This is a genomic window from Micromonospora sp. NPDC127501 (genome assembly GCF_040302185.1).
In the GTDB taxonomy this organism is placed as follows: domain Bacteria; phylum Actinomycetota; class Actinomycetes; order Mycobacteriales; family Micromonosporaceae; genus Micromonospora.
Genome location: NZ_JBEORJ010000007.1, coordinates 292,105 through 308,913, shown reverse-complemented (window position 1 = coordinate 308,913; position 16,809 = coordinate 292,105). Strand labels below are relative to the sequence as shown.

At 67.9% G+C, this 16,809-nt stretch carries 20 protein-coding genes; 11 read left to right on the top strand and 9 right to left on the bottom strand.

Going from position 1 to position 16,809, the window contains the following annotated elements:
• The first annotated feature begins 13 nt into the window (after positions 1-13).
• The gene (locus tag ABTW72_RS19070) at positions 14-532 is read left to right on the top strand and encodes a hypothetical protein (RefSeq protein WP_350860437.1); all 519 of its coding nucleotides are present in this window, start codon (positions 14-16) and stop codon (positions 530-532) included.
• Between the two features lie 128 nt (positions 533-660).
• Here ABTW72_RS19070 and ABTW72_RS19065 read toward each other — a convergent pair whose 3' ends face one another.
• A complete protein-coding gene (locus tag ABTW72_RS19065; RefSeq protein ID WP_350860435.1) occupies positions 661-1,560 on the bottom strand; it encodes a hypothetical protein in 900 nt (299 codons plus the stop codon).
• Positions 1,561-1,594: 34 nt separating this feature from the next.
• Positions 1,595-2,170, bottom strand: coding sequence for a GNAT family N-acetyltransferase (locus ABTW72_RS19060; protein WP_350860433.1), 576 nt, complete (start codon positions 2,168-2,170; stop codon positions 1,595-1,597).
• A 66-nt stretch (positions 2,171-2,236) separates the two neighbouring features.
• Between ABTW72_RS19060 and ABTW72_RS19055 the strand changes: the two genes are divergently transcribed.
• A complete protein-coding gene (locus ABTW72_RS19055) occupies positions 2,237-3,121 on the top strand; it encodes a transglutaminase domain-containing protein (protein ID WP_350860431.1) in 885 nt (294 codons plus the stop codon).
• Here ABTW72_RS19055 and ABTW72_RS19050 read toward each other — a convergent pair.
• From ABTW72_RS19050 to ABTW72_RS19040, 3 genes are all read right to left on the bottom strand, one after another.
• Complete coding sequence (locus tag ABTW72_RS19050) at positions 3,108-4,049, bottom strand: redoxin domain-containing protein (protein ID WP_350860429.1); 942 nt, start codon at positions 4,047-4,049, stop codon at positions 3,108-3,110. The genes ABTW72_RS19055 and ABTW72_RS19050 overlap by 14 nt on opposite strands.
• Positions 4,050-5,273, bottom strand: coding sequence for an epoxide hydrolase family protein (locus ABTW72_RS19045; RefSeq protein WP_350860427.1), 1,224 nt, complete (start codon positions 5,271-5,273; stop codon positions 4,050-4,052).
• Between the two features lie 129 nt (positions 5,274-5,402).
• Positions 5,403-6,239, bottom strand: coding sequence for an SDR family oxidoreductase (locus tag ABTW72_RS19040; protein WP_350860425.1), 837 nt, complete (start codon positions 6,237-6,239; stop codon positions 5,403-5,405).
• Between the two features lie 118 nt (positions 6,240-6,357).
• On the opposite strand from ABTW72_RS19040, the gene ABTW72_RS19035 reads away from it, so the two are divergent.
• Positions 6,358-7,011, top strand: a complete 654-nt coding sequence (locus ABTW72_RS19035) for a TetR/AcrR family transcriptional regulator (RefSeq protein ID WP_350860423.1) — start codon at positions 6,358-6,360, stop codon at positions 7,009-7,011.
• Between the two features lie 24 nt (positions 7,012-7,035).
• Here the strand turns inward: ABTW72_RS19035 and ABTW72_RS19030 are convergent, their stop codons facing one another.
• Positions 7,036-7,524, bottom strand: a complete 489-nt coding sequence (locus ABTW72_RS19030; RefSeq protein WP_350860421.1) for a hypothetical protein — start codon at positions 7,522-7,524, stop codon at positions 7,036-7,038.
• 180 nt (positions 7,525-7,704) lie between these two features.
• Here ABTW72_RS19030 and ABTW72_RS19025 point away from each other — a divergent pair, with 180 nt between their 5' ends.
• The 7 genes from ABTW72_RS19025 (at position 7,705) to ABTW72_RS18995 (ending at position 14,306) form a co-directional block, all read left to right on the top strand.
• Positions 7,705-8,637: an expansin EXLX1 family cellulose-binding protein gene (locus ABTW72_RS19025; RefSeq protein ID WP_350860419.1), complete on the top strand. Its 933-nt coding sequence runs from the start codon at positions 7,705-7,707 to the stop codon at positions 8,635-8,637.
• A gap of 376 nt (positions 8,638-9,013) precedes the next feature.
• Entirely contained in the window at positions 9,014-9,235 is a 222-nt protein-coding gene (locus ABTW72_RS19020) for a hypothetical protein (RefSeq protein WP_350860417.1), read from the top strand.
• A 263-nt stretch (positions 9,236-9,498) separates the two neighbouring features.
• Positions 9,499-9,720 (top strand): hypothetical protein, encoded by a 222-nt coding sequence (locus ABTW72_RS19015; protein ID WP_350860415.1) that lies wholly within the window; start codon positions 9,499-9,501, stop codon positions 9,718-9,720.
• A gap of 117 nt (positions 9,721-9,837) precedes the next feature.
• Positions 9,838-10,296: a hypothetical protein gene (locus tag ABTW72_RS19010; protein WP_350860413.1), complete on the top strand. Its 459-nt coding sequence runs from the start codon at positions 9,838-9,840 to the stop codon at positions 10,294-10,296.
• A 131-nt stretch (positions 10,297-10,427) separates the two neighbouring features.
• Positions 10,428-10,898, top strand: a complete 471-nt coding sequence (locus tag ABTW72_RS19005; RefSeq protein WP_350860411.1) for a hypothetical protein — start codon at positions 10,428-10,430, stop codon at positions 10,896-10,898.
• 48 nt (positions 10,899-10,946) lie between these two features.
• The gene (locus ABTW72_RS19000; RefSeq protein WP_350860409.1) at positions 10,947-11,318 is read left to right on the top strand and encodes a hypothetical protein; all 372 of its coding nucleotides are present in this window, start codon (positions 10,947-10,949) and stop codon (positions 11,316-11,318) included.
• A 192-nt stretch (positions 11,319-11,510) separates the two neighbouring features.
• Positions 11,511-14,306, top strand: a complete 2,796-nt coding sequence (locus ABTW72_RS18995; RefSeq protein WP_350860407.1) for a TIM-barrel domain-containing protein — start codon at positions 11,511-11,513, stop codon at positions 14,304-14,306.
• Between the two features lie 56 nt (positions 14,307-14,362).
• Here the strand turns inward: ABTW72_RS18995 and ABTW72_RS18990 are convergent, their stop codons facing one another.
• The 3 genes from ABTW72_RS18990 to ABTW72_RS18980 all read right to left on the bottom strand — a co-directional run bounded on the left by ABTW72_RS18990 (position 14,363) and on the right by ABTW72_RS18980 (position 16,248).
• On the bottom strand, positions 14,363-14,596 hold the full coding sequence (locus ABTW72_RS18990) for a hypothetical protein (RefSeq protein ID WP_350860406.1): 234 nt from the start codon (positions 14,594-14,596) through the stop codon (positions 14,363-14,365).
• Between the two features lie 152 nt (positions 14,597-14,748).
• Positions 14,749-15,549, bottom strand: a complete 801-nt coding sequence (locus ABTW72_RS18985; protein WP_350860405.1) for a DUF6414 family protein — start codon at positions 15,547-15,549, stop codon at positions 14,749-14,751.
• Positions 15,550-15,678: 129 nt separating this feature from the next.
• On the bottom strand, positions 15,679-16,248 hold the full coding sequence (locus ABTW72_RS18980; protein WP_350860403.1) for a hypothetical protein: 570 nt from the start codon (positions 16,246-16,248) through the stop codon (positions 15,679-15,681).
• 250 nt (positions 16,249-16,498) lie between these two features.
• On the opposite strand from ABTW72_RS18980, the gene ABTW72_RS18975 reads away from it, so the two are divergent.
• Positions 16,499-16,738 carry a hypothetical protein gene (locus ABTW72_RS18975; protein WP_350860401.1) on the top strand — a complete coding sequence of 80 codons (240 nt, stop codon included), beginning with the start codon at positions 16,499-16,501 and terminating at the stop codon, positions 16,736-16,738.
• Positions 16,739-16,809 lie beyond the last annotated feature (71 nt).

The following is a 16,809-nucleotide window of genomic DNA, read 5'->3' as shown; positions in this document are numbered from 1 at the left end:
AAAGGGGTCTTCGATGGTGCGATGGCACTGGGTCGTTCCGGTGGTGGCGGCGGCGATGCTCACTGCTTGTGACACCGACCCGGACGCCCCTGTCGACGCCGCGCTACCCCGCGGGGAGAGCCTCGGCGAGCTGCGTCAGCAGGCACGGGAGGCCTTGGCCCGGTACGACCAGGCCATCATCGACGCAGGTGGCGCTGGCGCCGTCACCCCGACACCACCACGGTGGAACTCCCCGCCGGGCATCGCCATCGAGTCGGCGACCACAATCGGTGCCGGTACGCAGTTGGCGGCCACCTTCACCGGCGCTCGGGGACCAGCCACCGAGAGCTGCGGCGCCGACTATCACGCCCAGCCTGTCGAGTCGGCCAACGCCGTCGTGGTCATCGTCATCGCGCAGTATCACGACACCAGCGAGGTGTGTCCCATGTCGGGCTACCAGCGCAGCGTCACCTTCAACCTGGCCCAACCGCTGGGCAAGCGGCCGGTCCTCGAGATACGCCAAGGGCAACCGGTCCCGCTCACCCTCAGGTGAGCGCAATCAGCGTTCAGCGCGGCGGTCCCGCGCAGATCTTGGACAGTTTCCGTTATCAGTTAACGGAAACTGTCCAAGATTGGGCCGTCGGCCAGGGATATGAGCCTGCCAGTGACCATCCGGATGCGTCAGGAACAGTCGAAACGGTAGTCGAAGGGCCTGGTGGGGCAGGTCGTACAGACGAACAGGTAGATGCCACCGACGTCGCCCAGCATGAGCCCGGTGGGGTTCTGGATCGTCGACCACGGGTGATCGTCGGTGGTGGCCGTCTCCCAACCGGCCATCGCCGGACGATCCTCTACCGGTATCCACCGCTTTTCGTCACCGCGGCTGAACTCCCAGCTGGCGACCGTCAGCAGATGGTCCATGGACGAGCCGCACTCGCAGACCGGCCAGTCCGGAGACTGCGTCCAGCCGGGGTAACCGCCGACCTTGATCCCCGAGGCGACCGCCAGATCGCTTTCGTACTCCCAACCGGTCTCCTGCGCGACCTGCTTCATCGTGTCCTCGATCTGCGGCCACACGGCATCCGGGAGGTCCCAGCCCGGGTACTCGGTGACCCGCTCCGGGTCGAGCACGCACGGGTTGGGGACGTGCGCTGGATCTGACTCCACATCCGGTACGGGCATCTCGTGAAGCCGGGCGCCGACGTCGGCGCGGCGACGCCACCGCAGTGCAGGGCGAGGTGACGTCCACGGCTCATGCTCGAATGGGCACCACAACACCTGTAGGACGTCCGTGCCGGCCGGGAACGGCACTTCGGGCACGTCCTCGGCCAGCAACTGGACCACCGGCACCAGCGGTGCCGCCGGCTCACCCGGAATGTCGAGGTAGTGGTCGCCCGGCTCCGGCCCGTCGCACATCGGCCACGCTTCGTCGGCCGGCCACAGCAGCGGGCCGCCTACCGAACTCTGCTCCACTGTCGGCAGCCCCGGGCGGGGATGCAACCGGACGGTCGTCCGTGCCAACGGCGCAACCGCCGGAAAGATCTGTGGCATGTCGATGGGGCTGGAGGGGGTGGTGTGCACGCCGCCGATCGTAGGAGGCGCGCAATCAGCGTGTTCAGCGCGGCGGCTGCTGCATGATCCAGGTGGGCAAGGGCTCCGGCAGGAAGCCCGCCACCTCCCAGCCGGCCCGGCGGTACAGCTCGACGTTGCCCGGGTTGCTGGTCTCCAGGATCGCCGGCAGGCCGTCGGCGGCGGCACGGGCCAGGCCGGCCCGCATGACGGCACGGCCCCAACCGCGTCCGGCGCTGTCGGGGTGGGTGCCCAGGACGCCGAGGTACCAGAACGGGAACGTCGGCAGCGCGGCGTGCACGGCGTCGTCGTAGCTCTGGACGCGGGCCATCACGTCGGCGGGGTAGTGGGCGGCGAGCCCGCCCTTCGGTGACCCGGTCGACGACCCGGCCGGTGGCTCCCAGATGGCGACCGACGCGCCCCCACCGAGCGTCCAGATCGACGACTGGTGCACCCGCTTGTCGAAGAGGTGCCCGAAGTAGGCTGCGGCGTATCGCGGATAGGTCTCCTCGTCGGGGAAGAGGCACCGCAGGATCGGATCCCTGACGAATGCGGCGACCAGCGAACGCACCACGGCGTCGCGGTCCGCTGGGGTGGCGATGGTGATCTCGGGCGTTGTCACAGCGGTCGACACTATCCGGAAAAAGCGCCTTGACCCTGACACGGTGGCGGCCCCGAGACTGGCCCCATGGACCTCGATGACTACCGGAGACACTCCCCCTACAGCGACCCCGGTCCGCGCCGCCGGCTCCTCGACGCGGTGGCGTCCGACATCCCCACCGTGGCGGCGACCGCCCGCAACGTGATCGTCCATTACCGGGCCGGCGGCGTCGAACTGCCCGACGACCGCCTGGAAGAGGTGAATCGCCGCTGGGTTGACCGCATCCTCGACACCGACCAGTCCCGCTTTCCCCTGCCACTCACCGCTGAGCGCCCGGCCGTGGACCGGGTGGCCGGCTGCTGCCGGGACCACACACTGCTGTCGATCGCGATCCTCCGTCAGCACCGCATTCCCAGCCGCAGCCGGGTCGGCTTCGCCTCCTACTTCACCCCCGGTTGGCACCACGATCACGTGCTGGTGGAGTACTGGAACGGCGAACGCTGGGTCTGGGCCGATCCGGAGCTCGACCCGGCCGGCGACCGGCGGTTCGACGGCTACGACATCGACCCGACGGCAGGGCTCTTCGACTCGGCGGCGCGGGTGTGGTCGGCGTACCGGGCCGGGACGGTCGATCCCGACGTCTACGGCGTGGCCCCCGACATGCCGGTGCGCGGCGCCTGGTTCATCTACAACTACGTCCTGCACGAACTGGCCCATCGACAGAAGGACGAGCTGCTGCTGTGGGACAGCTTCGGCGCGATGACCGACGACCTCGCCAACGCCGACCTCACGCTCGCCGACGAGATCGCCGCCCTGCTGCTCGAAGCCGACGACGGCGACGAGGCCGCGGAGAAGGCGCTCGCCGACCGGTACGCGACCGACAGCCGCCTGCGACCCGGCGCTCAGATACGCAGCTTCTCACCGGTATCCGGCACGGAGAACAGTGTCGATCTCCGCGTCAGCCGAAGGTGAAGGCGTACGCCTCCGCGCCGGGCTCGCCGAACGTGATCTCCAAGGTCCGCTCCCGGACCCCGCCGTCCTGGCGGACGAGCTGGTAGAGCCGGCCGTCCTGGAGTACGCCGTTGCCGTCCTCGTCGACGTCGACGCCGCGTGACGGGCCGGGAGCGTCACCGTCGAGCAGCACACGGAACGGGATCGACGCTCCCGCCACGGGGGCCAGCACGAGATGCGCGTCGCGGGCGTGGAACCGGAAGGCGATGGCGCCGCCGGCCCGGTCCAGCACGACGTTCTCCGACCCGATCGTCCACTCCCCCGCCAGCGCCCACTGGTTGAGGGCGAGGCTCTCCGGCACCTGGTAGGCGCGGCGCTCGTCGAGCGCCGGGCCGTTCGGCGACGCGAAGTGTTCCCCGCGACTGAAACCGAGGTACGTCTCGGGCGTGCGCAGGTTGGTCCAGTCGGCCTCCGCCTCCGGGCCGAGCCCGTTGACGGGTACGGGTTCCCGCTCGATGCCGAGCAGTTGCTGGAGCACCCGCTCGGACTGCTCGTAGCGTCCCTCGCCGAAGTGCTCGTCGCGGATGACGCCGTCGGTGTCGACGAAGTAGAGCGCCGGCCAGTAGTGGTTGTCGAACGCGCTCCAGATCGTGTAGTCGTTGTCGACCGCCACCGGGTAGTCGATCGATCGGGCCGCCACCGCCCGCCGCACCCAGTCGACCTCGTGCTCGAATCCGAACTCCGGGGTGTGCACCCCGATGACGACCAGCCCGTCATCGCGGTAGGCCTGCGACCAGGCACGCACGTACGGCTCCTGGCGCAGCCAGTTGATGCAGGTCAGCGTCCAGAAGTTGACCAGGACGACGCGTCCACCCAGGTCGGCGGGGCCGAGTGGCTCGGAGTTGAGCCACTCGGCCGCCCCGTTCAGCGGGGGCAGGTGCACGGCCATCTAGCGCAGCGACCGGAAGGCGGCCCGCATCTCTTCCGAGAAGAGTTGCGGCTGCTCCCAGGCGGCGAAGTGCCCGCCCCTATCCAGCCTGTTGTAGTGGATGAGATTGGGGTACGCCTGCTCCGCCCAACTCTTGGGAGCCTGGTAGAGCTCGTCAGGGAACACGCTCACGGCAACCGGGATCGTTACGCCCTTGGCCGCGAAGAAGGAGAGCTGGTTCTCCGCGTACAGACGAGCCGAGGAAACCCCGGTGTTCGTCAGCCAGTAGAGCGAGATGTTGTCGAGGAGGTCCTCCGGCGTGATGCCTCGGGGCTGCCCGGCGACGGACTCAGAAATGAGCTTCAGGCTGGCTGCGTCATGGTCGAGCATGTACGTCGCCAGGGCGACGGGCGAGTCCGCCAATCCGGTCAGCGTCTGCGCGCGTCCCATCTCAAGGGCGTAGCTGGAGTGCTTCCAGAAGAAGTCCGCCTGTTCGCAAGCGCGCCTCTCTTCGTCGGAGAGGTTGGACGGAAGCGACCCGAGGGGATTGTTCGCACCGGTGATACCGGACTGGAGCATCGCATCGATGTCGGGCGGATACACACCCGGCATGTTGGTGTGGATGCCGATCAGTTCCGGAGGTGCCTGCACACCCATCAGCTCCGTGATGAGCGCACCCCAGTCGCCGCCCTGCGCCACGAATCGCGAATAGCCGAGGCGCCTCATCAGCTCGATCCACGCGTTTGCGATGTGTTGCGGGTCCCAGCCGGGCTTGCTCGGCTTCCCCGAGAAGCCGTAACCGGGCATCGACGGGATGATCAGATGGAAGGCGTCCGAGGCGCTCGCACCGTGCGCGGTGGGATTGGTGAGCGGGTCAATGATCTTCAGCTGCTCGATCACCGAACCCGGCCACCCGTGCGTGACGATGAGCGGCAGGGCGTCCTCGTGCTTCGAACGGATGTGGAGGAAGTGGATGTCGAGGCCGTCGATCTCGGTCATGAACTGCGGTAGGGCGTTCAGCCGCGCCTCGACCTTGCGCCAGTCGTACTCCTTCTCCCAGTAACGCGCGAGGGCCTGCATTGTCGCGAGCTGCACGCCCTGCGACTGGTCCGGCACGGTTTCCTGCTCGGGCCAACGTGTGGCGGCGATGCGGGCACGCATCGCCTTGAGGTCCGCGTCGGGGATTTCCACCTTGAATGGCCGGATCTCCGTGGTGCCGGGTCGCGTCATGGTTTTGACAGCCATGGGTGCTTCCTCTCCGTCTGAATCGCGCCTCACGAGGGGATCAGGTGTTTCCCAGGCTGACCGCATTCAGGCATGATCATGGGTCGGAATTGTGGCTGGACCATTGCGGCAGCAAGGGTGCGATGCCCATCAATGCGCATGCCCGGGGTCGGCGACGGCGTGCTCGGCGGCGCGGCTGACCTGCTCCCAGCTCGCCCAGGTGTCCATCCGTCGGCGGGCGATGTCGAACGCCAGGTCGTACACCATGCTGCCGAGCAGGAGCCGCAGCGGCGGCTCGTCGCTGTCGACCAGTTGCATCAGCGCCTCGGCGGCCAGACGCGGCTCGCTGTCGATCGAGCCTTCTGCCCACTGCCGTTCCAGTTCGGCGCGCAGTGGTGCGTAGGCGTCCATCGGGGTGGTGGCGCGCACGCTGGTGTAGAGGTCGGTCCAGTAACCGCCCGGCTGCACGATGCTGACAGTGATGTCGAAGGCCGCCGCCTCCATCGCCAGCGCCTCGCTCATACCCTCCAGGGCGAACTTGCTCGCGCTGTACAGGCCGGTGCTCGGGAAGCCGCCGAGCGCGGCGATGCTGGAGACCTGCACGATGTGGCCGGACCGCTGGGCGCGCAGGTGCGGCAGCACGGCTTGACTGACCCAGAGCGCGCCGAAGAGGTTGACCTCGAACTGGGCGCGCGCCTCGGCCTCGGTGAACTCTTCGATCATGCCCATGGACAGGGTGCCGGCGTTGTTGACGACGATGTCGAGCGGGCCGAAGTGCTCGACGGCGGTGTTCACGCCGGCGATGACCGCCGCCCGGTCGGTCACGTCGAGGGTCAGGGTCAGCAACTGGTCGGCGTACTTCTCGTCGAAGTCGGCCTGGGTGATGGTCCGGGCGGCGGCGACCACCCGGTCACCCCGGTCGAGCGCGGCGTCGGCAAAGGCGCGGCCCAGGCCGCGGCTGGCACCGGTGATGAACCAGGTACGCATGTGTGCTCCAAGCTTTTCAAGACGAGACGGTCCGTCTCGCGATGGACCGAGACTAGGCCCGCGACGCCTCCGCCGTCAAGACGATACGGTCCGTCTCGTTGCTGGTATCGTTTCGCCCATGACGCCCAACACGGCCCGCCGGAGAGAGACCTCCCGACGCGCCATCCTCACCGCGGCCTTCGACCTGCTTCAGGAAACGGGGTACGCGAAGCTCAGCATCGAGGGCATCGCCGCGCGGGCCGGCGTCGGCAAACAGACCATCTACCGCTGGTGGCCGTCGAAGGGCGCTGTCATCTTCGACGCCTTCCTCATGCTCAGCGAGGCCACCGAGGGTGGGCCGCCGACGCTGCCGGACACCGGCGACCTGGCGGCGGACCTGACAGTGGTGCTGCGGGCGACGGTCGAGGAGATGAACGACCCCCGGTACGAGCAACCGATGCGCGCGCTGGCCACCGAGATCGCGCTCGACCCCGAGCTGGCCGCGGCGTACGCCGAACGGTTGGACGGGCCGTTGAAGGAGGCCAAACGGCAACGCCTGCGCAGCGCCCAGCAGGCCGGTCAGATCGCCGACGACGTCGACCTCGGCGTGGCGGTCGACATGATCTGGGGGCCGGTGCTCAACCGCTGGCTGCAACGCAGCGGGCCGCTCACCGCCGAGTACGCCGACCTCGTCGTCGCCACCGCCCTCAACGGCCTGCGCCCCCGTGGACAGGCCGGCTCCGCTCGGTCAGCGTCAGCACCTTCAGGGATGCCTGATCCCGGGCGCTCCTGATCAGCGGGGGCGTCGGCACCCTTGTCAGGCGAACGGCTGCTCGGCGAAGCTGATCCCGGCACGCTCGGCGGGGGTGAGAATCTGCTGGGGGACGTGCTGCGGCGGCATCCGAAGGAACTGGGTGTAGCCAGCAGCTCGAAGGCGGAGATCGAAGTTCTGACCCTCGATGTGCCACAACGGCTCCGGGCTGCTGTCCGGGGATTCAAGCCGGTGCAGGTCGGCGATCTCCATGAGGTCGTGAAGCGGTCCGAGTCTGCCGTCGATGTTCCACGCGCCCTCGAACACCAGCGTCGCCGGCGCGATCCAGAAGGTGAAGTGCCGCTCCCCTCCCGCAGGTTGCACCCACCGCACGATGTAGTCGAGGTCCAGCAGGAGCCTGGCGGGCGGAAGGGTGTCATCCACGCCGACGCTCACCGCATGGATCCGGCAGTCATGCCATCCCATGTTCGGGAAGTCGGCGTCGGTCCAGGTCGCCTTGGACAATCCTGAAGGGGCATGCGGCAAGCTGATCACCGGATCAGTATCCGGGACGGCACGCTCGCGTCGGTGACCACCAGACCGCCAACTCCTGCCGCCGAAGATGATCTCGTCGTCGGCCCCGCATCAACGGATTGCGGCCCCGCCGATCCGGCGAGTGACGATCGGTGGGACGGCTTTGCGCTGCCGCAGCGCCGTGCGGCAACATCAGGCGCCGTGACGGCAGCACCAGGCACGGCCCCCAACCACGACATCCCGGCCGGCGACAACGGCAGGCGCCGGTCGATTCGGCGGGTCAGACACTGGTTGGCCGGCGCCGGGGTCACCGCCCTGGCGGCTGTCCTGGGCATCACCCTCGCGGTTCGCGGCGGCGCCACCCCGGCCTGCGCCGCGCCGCCGACGGGCAACGCCGTCCACAAGGGAAAGGCCAGCTTCTACGACGCGGGCCGCTCGGGCGGCAACTGCTCCTTCCCCGGCCCTCCGGCGGACCGGCTCTACGTGGCCCTCGGCGCATCCCAGTACTCCGGATCGGCGGCCTGCGGCAGCTACCTGGAGGTGAGCGGCCCGAACGGCAAGGTCCGGGTCATGGTGATGGACCAGTGCGGCGGCTGCGGGCCCAGCAAGATCGACCTCTCCACCGAGGCGTTCACCAAGATCGCGGACCGGTCGCAGGGCATCGCATCCGTGACGTACCGGGCGGTGGTGAACCCGCCGCTCGACGGAGGGCTCACCTTCCGGATGAAGGGCGGAGCCTCGAAGTACTGGTTCGCGGTCCAGGTCGGCAACCACGGCAATCCACTCCGCTCGGTCGAGGCGAAGGGACCGGGCGGTGGCTTCCGCAAGGCCGCCCGGCAGAGCGACAACCACTGGACCATCGAGGGCGGGCTCGGCGCCGGGCCGTACAGCATCAGGGTCACCGACGTGTACGGACGCCAGGCGACCGCCACCGGCATCCGCATGGTCACCAAGCAGGTGCAACGCACTACGGCCATCCTCGCCAGCGCCTCCCCCACGCCCAGCAGCTCACCCTCGGCCCCGCCGAGCCCCACCGTCGCGCCCGCACCGACGCCGGCGGAGTCGGTCGCACCGACGGCGACGGTCGAAGCGCTCGCGGGTGCCGCCGTTCCACTCGACCGCCCCCGCTGCTGACCGCTTGGCCTTGAGTGACCCTGTCACGGTGCCGCAACAAGCGGCGGCTGCCCGAGGTTCGCGCTGGCTAGACTGCCCCGGTGGTCGACGTCCTGAGGCTGGAGCCGCTGCTGTTCCCCGCCGAGTTCACGTCGCACCGCATGCGAATCCTCGTCAACGGACTCGACGTCGGATCGGGCTGGGCAGCTTCCGGTTCGACTCGCACGCGTACGCGGAGGAGATAGCCCAGGCGACGGAGAGGGCTACCCGGACCTGGCCGGCCCGGTCGGTCGCCGAGAACCTCGAGGGCACGCTGTGGCGTGAGGGGTGGGAGCAGGACGGCGGAGCCTGGATACGCCGCTACGTAGCGATCCGCGCGCCCGAGGATCGCCCCGACGTGGTCGAGATCAGCTACTACGCCCGCGACCTGAGCGGGCAGCGTTATGCCCTACCGGGCAGCTACGTCGTGACATTCCCGGTCGACGGTACCGACCCGGACGTTCAGGCCCAGGCCATCGCACATCGGCTAGGTCAGGAAGACCTCAAGCCGGTCTCGGTCCACCAGCCTCGTCGACGACGAAAGCCGGCTGGACGAGGCGCGGCAGAGTCTCCGTCGTGAACGAAAGCCAGGGCGACGAGCAGAATCGGTTCCGCGATCCGTTGGTCAGTCTGTACGAGCTGGCAGCCGAGGACATCTACGTCGTCTGCCCACGCTGCGGGCATCGGGCGGTCAGCTCCCCACAGCCCACCGACAGCAGGCGGGTGGCCTCCTGGCCCCGTCGACTCACGTGCCCGGGGTGCGCGTACTCAGCGTCCTGGTCCCCACGGGGATCCGAGGTCTCATCCTGGAACGGTCCAGTCGATCCGTTCTTCCATCTGCCCTTGTGGCTGAAGGCCCAGTGCTGCGGCGGGCACACGCTCTGGGCGTTCAACCGCACCCACCTTGACATCTTGTCCGGATACATCGGCGCTCGACTTCGGGAGCGGGGCGCGGAGCCAGGTGGCATGACGCTGGTGGCACGGCTGCCAAACTGGATCAAGGCCGCCGACAATCGGGACGAGCTGCTGCGAGTCATCAGTCGACTGAGCGCATCGATTGACTGACCCTGGAGCGGCATCCCATTCCTCCGATACCGGCAGGGCTGGCAGCCCGCACCGCTGACCGGGCCGCAGCGGCGGCACGCGGTAAGCGAAGGCAGCGACCATGGGCACAATGCAGAGGTGGATGGCTGGATCGAAGAGCTGTGGCTGATCGCGATCGTCGAGGACGTGCCCGACGACGAGGTCAGACGATGGTGGAACAGCAAGGAGACGGACTTCCTGGACGGCCTTGCGGAGTCGGCGCCCACGTTTCGGCTGGGGACAATCCTGACCACCGTTGGCGAGCCACAACTCGGCAGCCCCACCCGCCGGGTCTTCGACCTGATGTTCCTGCGCAGCACCTACCCGGAGGACTTCCACCCCGACCCCTCGGCGCCCTACGTCCTGCCGCTGCTCGACGCTGACCTGCGGTCGGCGTTGCTTGCCGCGTTCTCGCCGCAGGCCGACGATCACCCGCTGATGGAGGCTGCCCCACTCACCGGACTGACCGACTTTCTCGACAAGCACGGGGGTGCGCGGTTGACGACGCATTCGCCGACGGAAGCAGTACCCGTCTCACTGCCACTCAGGCCCAGTTGAGGTGGTGGCGCAGGAGGGAGCGTTCGGCCGGATTGGCGGCTGGGGCGAAGCGCGTTCGTCGGCGGTCCGGGCCTGGGTGGCGGCGCCGAATCCGGGTTGCGTCAGGACAGATAGCGGCCGAGTATCGCCGGGTGGATGCTGTGGTGCAGTGGGTTCGCACGTCGTGGACCAAGCGTTCGCGCGGCGGAGCAGAGGCGACCCGGCGTAACGCCGTACCGGTGTCGTTCGCCCTGCCGGCACCGACCGCGCCGCTCATTCAGGAGATCACCATGGCGGAGGCCGATGGGTTCGAGCCTCGCGAGGGCCTGAGCCGCCCGCCGTACCGGAGCGATGTGCGTCTCCGGCTGGTGGACGGTCGAATCCGGGTTGAGCTGCTGGCGTCGGCCTGGGGTAGGCCACACCGTCACCGCCGGCCGCCCGCGGTGCACCTCGCCTACGGCGAATGGCTGCGCTGGCAGATCAACTACCGCTTCACCGGGACGTCTGACGGCGCCTGGCTGTACCACTTGGACACGCTCAACCTGGCGCATGGCGCAGTTCCGGCCGACACCTTCCTCGGCGAACCGCCTCGATTCATCGACGAGCGCGCGCTTATCTGGTAGCTGCCACCGCTGCGGCCTCGGCCTTGGTACCCGCCGTACCATCTCACGGTGATCTCGGAGACCTTCGATGCGCGCGGCGGGCTCACCTACGTTGACCGCGTCGACTTCACCCGGGGCAACCCCCTCCGAGCCGTCCGACGAATGGCCTGGCCGACCGTGAAGCTGCACGCCGACGACAGCACGCTGACCTTCACGTCGCGTACCGGATCGGACACCCTGGAGCACTTCTCCGTGGCCGCGCTGGCGCACCATCCGGTTCACCGACGGTTCCCGCTGCCGGCGACCGCCGTCTCCTTCGACGTCGAGGGACGCGACCAGATCCTGCTCTTCTGGACTCCCCGGGCGGGCGCGGTCCTGCGCGCACTCGACAAGCTGGGCTGGGACGCCGAACAGCCCGAGCCCTGGATCCCGTACGTCTGAGCTGTTGGTCGGGCGGTAGTCCACCTACCTGGCGGCCCGTCTTCGTGACTGTGTGCAGCGACGTCTGTCGGACGAGTACGACAGGTGGCGAAAGAGAGAAGGGACACCCTCCGAGGCCCGTTGACATGCGTTTCGAGCGAGTGACAGCGTTGTCATCGACTCATTTCCTCCATTTGAGACGAGGAGCGCATCTTGCTCTATCGGAACTCACCCCGCCGCAGCGCGACAGCAGCCGCCGCAGTCGGCATCCTCATCACGGGGCTGGCGCTCGCTCCGTCCGCGCCGGCCCAGGCCAGCCGCCACCGGGCGCAAGACGGAGCCGTACGGTCGGGTAACGCACGTTTCGAGGTGCTGTCCCCGACCCTGATCCGCACCGAGTACCAGAAGGACGGCAGGTTCACCGACGCCGCCACGTTCAACGCCATCGGGCGCGATGATTTCCCCCGTACGCGTTTCACGAAGCGCGTCGACCACGGCTGGCTCACGCTCGACACCGGCGCGATGACGTTGCGGTACCGGGTCGGCTCGGGCGCGTTCACCGCCGACAACCTCACCGTGCAGCTCAAGGCCGGCAAGCAGACCGTGCAGGGCCAACCCTGGGCCGGTCACACCGCCCCGGCCTGCGCGTTCGGCGCGCTCTGCGAGGCCGAATCGCTGCAGTTGAACGGCCCCGGCGTGGCCACCGACCACCGGGGATTCACCGGACGCGGCTTCGCGGCCGGCTTCGCCTCGTCCGGCGACTCGGTCACGTTCGCGCTCGACGCGCCAGAAGGCGGCGCGAAGCAGCTCAGCGTCCGCTACGCCAACAGCACCGGCGGCGACGGCCAGAACGTGGACCGCACCCTGACTGTTCAGGTCGACGGCGACGCCGGCCACCCGCTGACGCTGCCGCCCACGGCGAACTGGGACACCTGGGGCCTGGCCAGCGTGCCGGTCGACCTCACCGCGGGCCGGCACGAAATCAGCGTCGTGCGGGGCCCCAACGACTCCGGCAACGTGAACGTCGACAGCCTCGCGGTGGTCAACCCGGGTGATCCGTTCCCGGCGCCGACCCCGCCCCAGCCGCAGCCCCTGCGGTTCGGCGCGCTGGGCGAGGCCGAGACCGGCGCGCTGACCGGCGGCGCGAAGCCCGCGAACGACCACAACGGCGCCTCCGGTACGGGATTCCTGGCTGGCCTGGAGAGCACCACGTCCGCCGTCGCGCTCACCGTGACGGATGTTCCGTCCGCCGGTGACTACCAGGTGCAGATCCGGTACGCCAACGGCCAGGCCGGCGCCCAGCCGAGCCAGACGCGCACCATGTCGGTCACCGCGGGAACGGCGGCGCCGGTCACGGCGACCCTTCAGCCGACCAGCGGGTGGGACTACTGGAACACCGTTTCCGTTCCGGTCCACCTCAATCGCGGCACCAACACGGTGACGCTGGGGTGCCCCACGGACGCCAGCTGCAACGTCAATATCGACACGGTCGCCGTCACGAGCAAGGGCTCCCCGCTGCTCGCCCCGCACGCACCGCTCGGCGGCTACCGCCGGGGCCTGGACGGCGTGACCGGCTCCGCCCTCACCGCACCGGGCCTGCTCTACCAGGACGGCTGGTACCTGCTCGACGACTCGGCCTCGGCCCTGAGCACCACCAAGCCCCGGCCCGCAGCCGAGCAGGACGGCTACGTCTTCGCGTACGGGCAGGACTTCACCCGTGCTCTGAAGGACCTGTCGACCCTGACCGGGCCCACAAAGCTGCTGCCGAAGTGGGCGTACGGGGTGTGGTACTCCGAGTACTACGACCGCACCGCCACCGAGTTCCAGAACCTGGTGACCCGGGCCAAGGCCGAGGGCGTACCCATGGATGTTCTTGTTCTCGACACCGACGTCAAGGCGCCGGACAAGTGGAACGGCTGGAGCATCGACCCCACCCGCATCCCCGACCCGAAGGCGTTCTTCGACTGGGCGAAGAAGCAGGGCCTGCACACCGGCATCAACATCCACCCGAGCATCCTCGGCTCGGATCCGAAGTTCGCGCAGGCGCAGGCCACCGCGAAGGGCAAGCTGCAACGCGTCGGCTGCAACGGCGGCCCCGACTGCTACGCGTTCGACTTCGGCGACCCGGACCAGCTCACTGCGTACATGCAGCTCCACGACGGGATGATCCCGAAGGGCAGCAAGGGCCCGGACCTGTGGTGGCTGGACTGGTGCTGCGACAACACCAAGTCCTCGCTCGCCGGGGTGACCGCCGACGCGTGGATCAACCAGCAGTACGCCGACAAGACCGGCTTCGCGTTCTCCCGGGCGTACGGCTCGTTGCAGGCCGGCGGCTACAGCAGCCCGACCCCCGTGTCGACCGGGCCATGGGCCGACAAGCGCACCACGCTGCACTTCACCGGCGACACCACCTCCGACTGGTCGACCCTCCAGATGGAGGTCGGCTACACGCCGGGCGAGTCGGCCGCGACCGGGCTGGCCGCTGTCAGCCACGACATCGGCGGGCACACCGGCGGCCTCCAGGAGCCGGGCACCGAGCCGGGCAGCACCAAGCTGCCCGACGACCTCTACGCCCGGTGGGTGCAGTTCGGTACGTTCCAGCCGATCGACCGGCTGCACTCCAACCACAGCGACCGGCTGCCCTGGCAGTACGGCCCGGCGGCGAACGCGTCGGCCAAGAAGTTCCTGAACCTGCGTAAGGAACTGCAGCCGTACACCTACGCCGCCGCCAAGGAAGCCACCCGCACGGGTACGCCCATCGTCCGCTCGATGTACCTGGCGTACCCGAATGAGCAGGCCGCGTACGCCACCGCCGGTTCCCAGTACCTCTACGGCCCGGACTACCTGGTGGCACCCGTGACGACGCCCGGCAACACCGCCACGACCTCGGTGTGGTTCCCGCCGGGCAACAGCTGGACCGACATCTTCACCGGGAAGACGTACCGGGGCGGCACCACGCAGAACATCACTACCACACTGGACACCATGCCGGTGTTCAAGAAGCACTGACGTTCTGGCTCGACACCGGCCGGGTGGGTTACCCCACCCGGCCGGTGCGTTCGCTGCTACCGGTGCGACCGTCGCGCCAGCGACAGCCAGCCGAGGAACCTGGTGTGCAGCGCCGGCAGGTCCGGGCACAGCCCCAGGCCGTACGCGTCGTCGATCGCGTCGTGCATCGACGCGGCCAGGTAGAACGCCAGCGCGATCGAATGACCGTAGAACTCGGTCGCGAGGGCGAGCTGAGCCGGGCCGCACGGCCAGGGCGCGGCGCAGTTGCGGCACAGCCACGCCGGGCGCATCGGCAGCGACCCGGGCGAGCCGACCAGACCGTCACCCGGCCCGCCAGCGTCCGACCGTGCGTCAAGGTCCGCTTGACATGGCGGACCGGGTAGCGGCCCGCTCCCTAGGAGGCGGGTCGACAGCAGACGGGATGGCAACAGGAGCCAGGCGATTAGTAGATGGCGATTGCTTTAATGACGACGAGTGGTCCCCTAATCTTGAGATCCTCGATTGTTACCTGCTTGTCAGATTCCATTGGCATGTTCTTCAAAAGGTCTTCTACCGAGAAGGTTCGGCGAAATGCACGACTGAACCCCGATAGGAAAAACTTGTCTAAGGAGTAATTTGAGCCTTCTGCAACCAGAGCGTCAACCTGGCCGAAAACGGTACGATCACCTTCGAGGTCGTCGGGGCCAGTCCGGCCCGAGAGGTACCCTGCGTCTAGGAGTACTAGAACTTGCGTCTCGTTGGCGTCCTCTAGCGCTGCCTCTAGTACCACGGATCCAAGGGTAGGCCCAGAGGTCATCAGTGAGTAGAACTCTGGCGGTGGCTCTGAGCTATTCACCGCCGAGGGGTTCTGAGCGAACAAATCCACCATCGCCGTAACCAAAGCCCCAGCGTCGGTCGCCGGCGAAATGCTCCAATCACCGTCGATTTCAACGAGTTGACGGCGTGTAACCACATCGGTGGACAGATCTGTGACTACGTCTCCGTTTCGAGCGAGTTCATCCAGTAGACGATTGAGAGCGTTAGTTGGGTGATCTTTGATGGTACGTGCCTGCGTTACCTCAGACTCAGACCCCTTCGACCCACCAAATTCAAGGCCGGGTGAGCCAGGAACGGGCAGAACTGCCTTGACACCAGCGTTCCCGGAGCGCTGACCGAGATCTCGTTGCGTAACAGCAACATCAACCATCACCTGAATGTCGTGGTAGTTGGCCAATGGCACCAGAGTTTCGGTGTCGAGGTACAAGGGCGAACGGAAAACACTCACAGACCTGACCCTTCCTGTGCTCGTGGCGTCGCGCCTCAGCAATATACGGCCTCCACCACCCGTCAGCGCCCCGGCTCATCGGCCCCACTACAGCGCCTGAACGGGGAGTCACCGACGGCGTTGAGCCGTTTGGCCTCTATCGTCCAACTCGGTCAAGTGGTTTAAGGCGTCCCGATCCCAGCCGACCTTGCTGCCGTCCCGGAAGTACAGCCGGCAGAGAAGGGTGTTGCGCGGAGAGGCGAAGTTGCGCACATGTGACTGCCTGAAGTCGGCTCGGACTCGTTCGCCGGGAGGCACGACCGGCCATTCATGAGTTTCGCCAAGGCCATACCAATGTCCATCTATGGTGCGATACCCGATCTCTACGCGAACCTCGCTGATGGATGAATCGCTGGCGTTGAGCACATGCACGGCCGCATACCAGGGGTTGCCAACGATGTTAGTCGCCGGGGTGTCGGGAAAGTCCGTCTCGGACGTAGCCCAGGCCGACACACGTTGGGCCTGCTCACGTCTCCGGTCCTGTGCTTCTCGCCTACGGAGTCGGATCAGGTCCTTCAACTGAACTCGGGTGACAACGAGCGCGACCACCACGCTGGCGACCGCGGCCACGGAGCCGACTGCGCCCCAAGCCCAGGACCAGACATCAGTGTCTGCTTGCACTGCCCCGATGATCGTCACGACTCGATGTTGCACTGTCGACGCAACCGCGACGAATCGCGCGCCGGACGGCAGAGCCGGGACCCGGCGGTGAGTGACTAATCGGGTGACGACGTGTACGCGCCAGGACGGACGTCCGTGGACGGCAGCGGATCGTCCGGCGAGGTGGACCCGGCTGCTCACGCAGGTGAGCCGTTAGCGATCATTCCTTCGGGACGAAGCGGTGGCTGAGGGGGTGAGGTGGGGATCGCTGTCGTGGCAGCATGCGGCGGTGATCTTCGATGATGACCGGTACCTGGATGCCTTCGTCGACTACAGCAGGGGGCATCATTTCGTTCGGCTCGACGTTGAAGTGCCAGCCGAGACTCTGACGGAAGGGTTGGCCGGTCCTGATGACGACGTGCCGCACGGCTCGTTGTGGTTGTCGGCGGACCGGGCGGAGGCGCTGGCTAGGTCGTTGCTTAGTTGCGCGGCAGAGGTGAGGGAGCAGAGCCGCAGGGGCGACGCGTGAGTGACTAACCGGGTGAGGATCGGGTTGGACGCCGACGGACGAGCATGGACACCGGAGGACTGATCCGGCCG

Bases quoted from the DNA above. Each gene is read 5' to 3' on its own strand.
- ABTW72_RS19070 (WP_350860437.1), top strand. From the start codon at position 14: ATGGTGCGATGGCACTGGGTCGTTCCGGTGGTGGCGGCGGCGATGCTC.
- ABTW72_RS19055 (WP_350860431.1), top strand. From the start codon at position 2,237: ATGGACCTCGATGACTACCGGAGACACTCCCCCTACAGCGACCCCGGT.
- ABTW72_RS19050 (WP_350860429.1), bottom strand. From the start codon at position 4,049: ATGGCCGTGCACCTGCCCCCGCTGAACGGGGCGGCCGAGTGGCTCAAC.
- ABTW72_RS19045 (WP_350860427.1), bottom strand. From the start codon at position 5,273: ATGGCTGTCAAAACCATGACGCGACCCGGCACCACGGAGATCCGGCCA.
- ABTW72_RS19040 (WP_350860425.1), bottom strand. From the start codon at position 6,239: ATGCGTACCTGGTTCATCACCGGTGCCAGCCGCGGCCTGGGCCGCGCC.
- ABTW72_RS19035 (WP_350860423.1), top strand. From the start codon at position 6,358: ATGACGCCCAACACGGCCCGCCGGAGAGAGACCTCCCGACGCGCCATC.
- ABTW72_RS18990 (WP_350860406.1), bottom strand. From the start codon at position 14,596: ATGCGCCCGGCGTGGCTGTGCCGCAACTGCGCCGCGCCCTGGCCGTGC.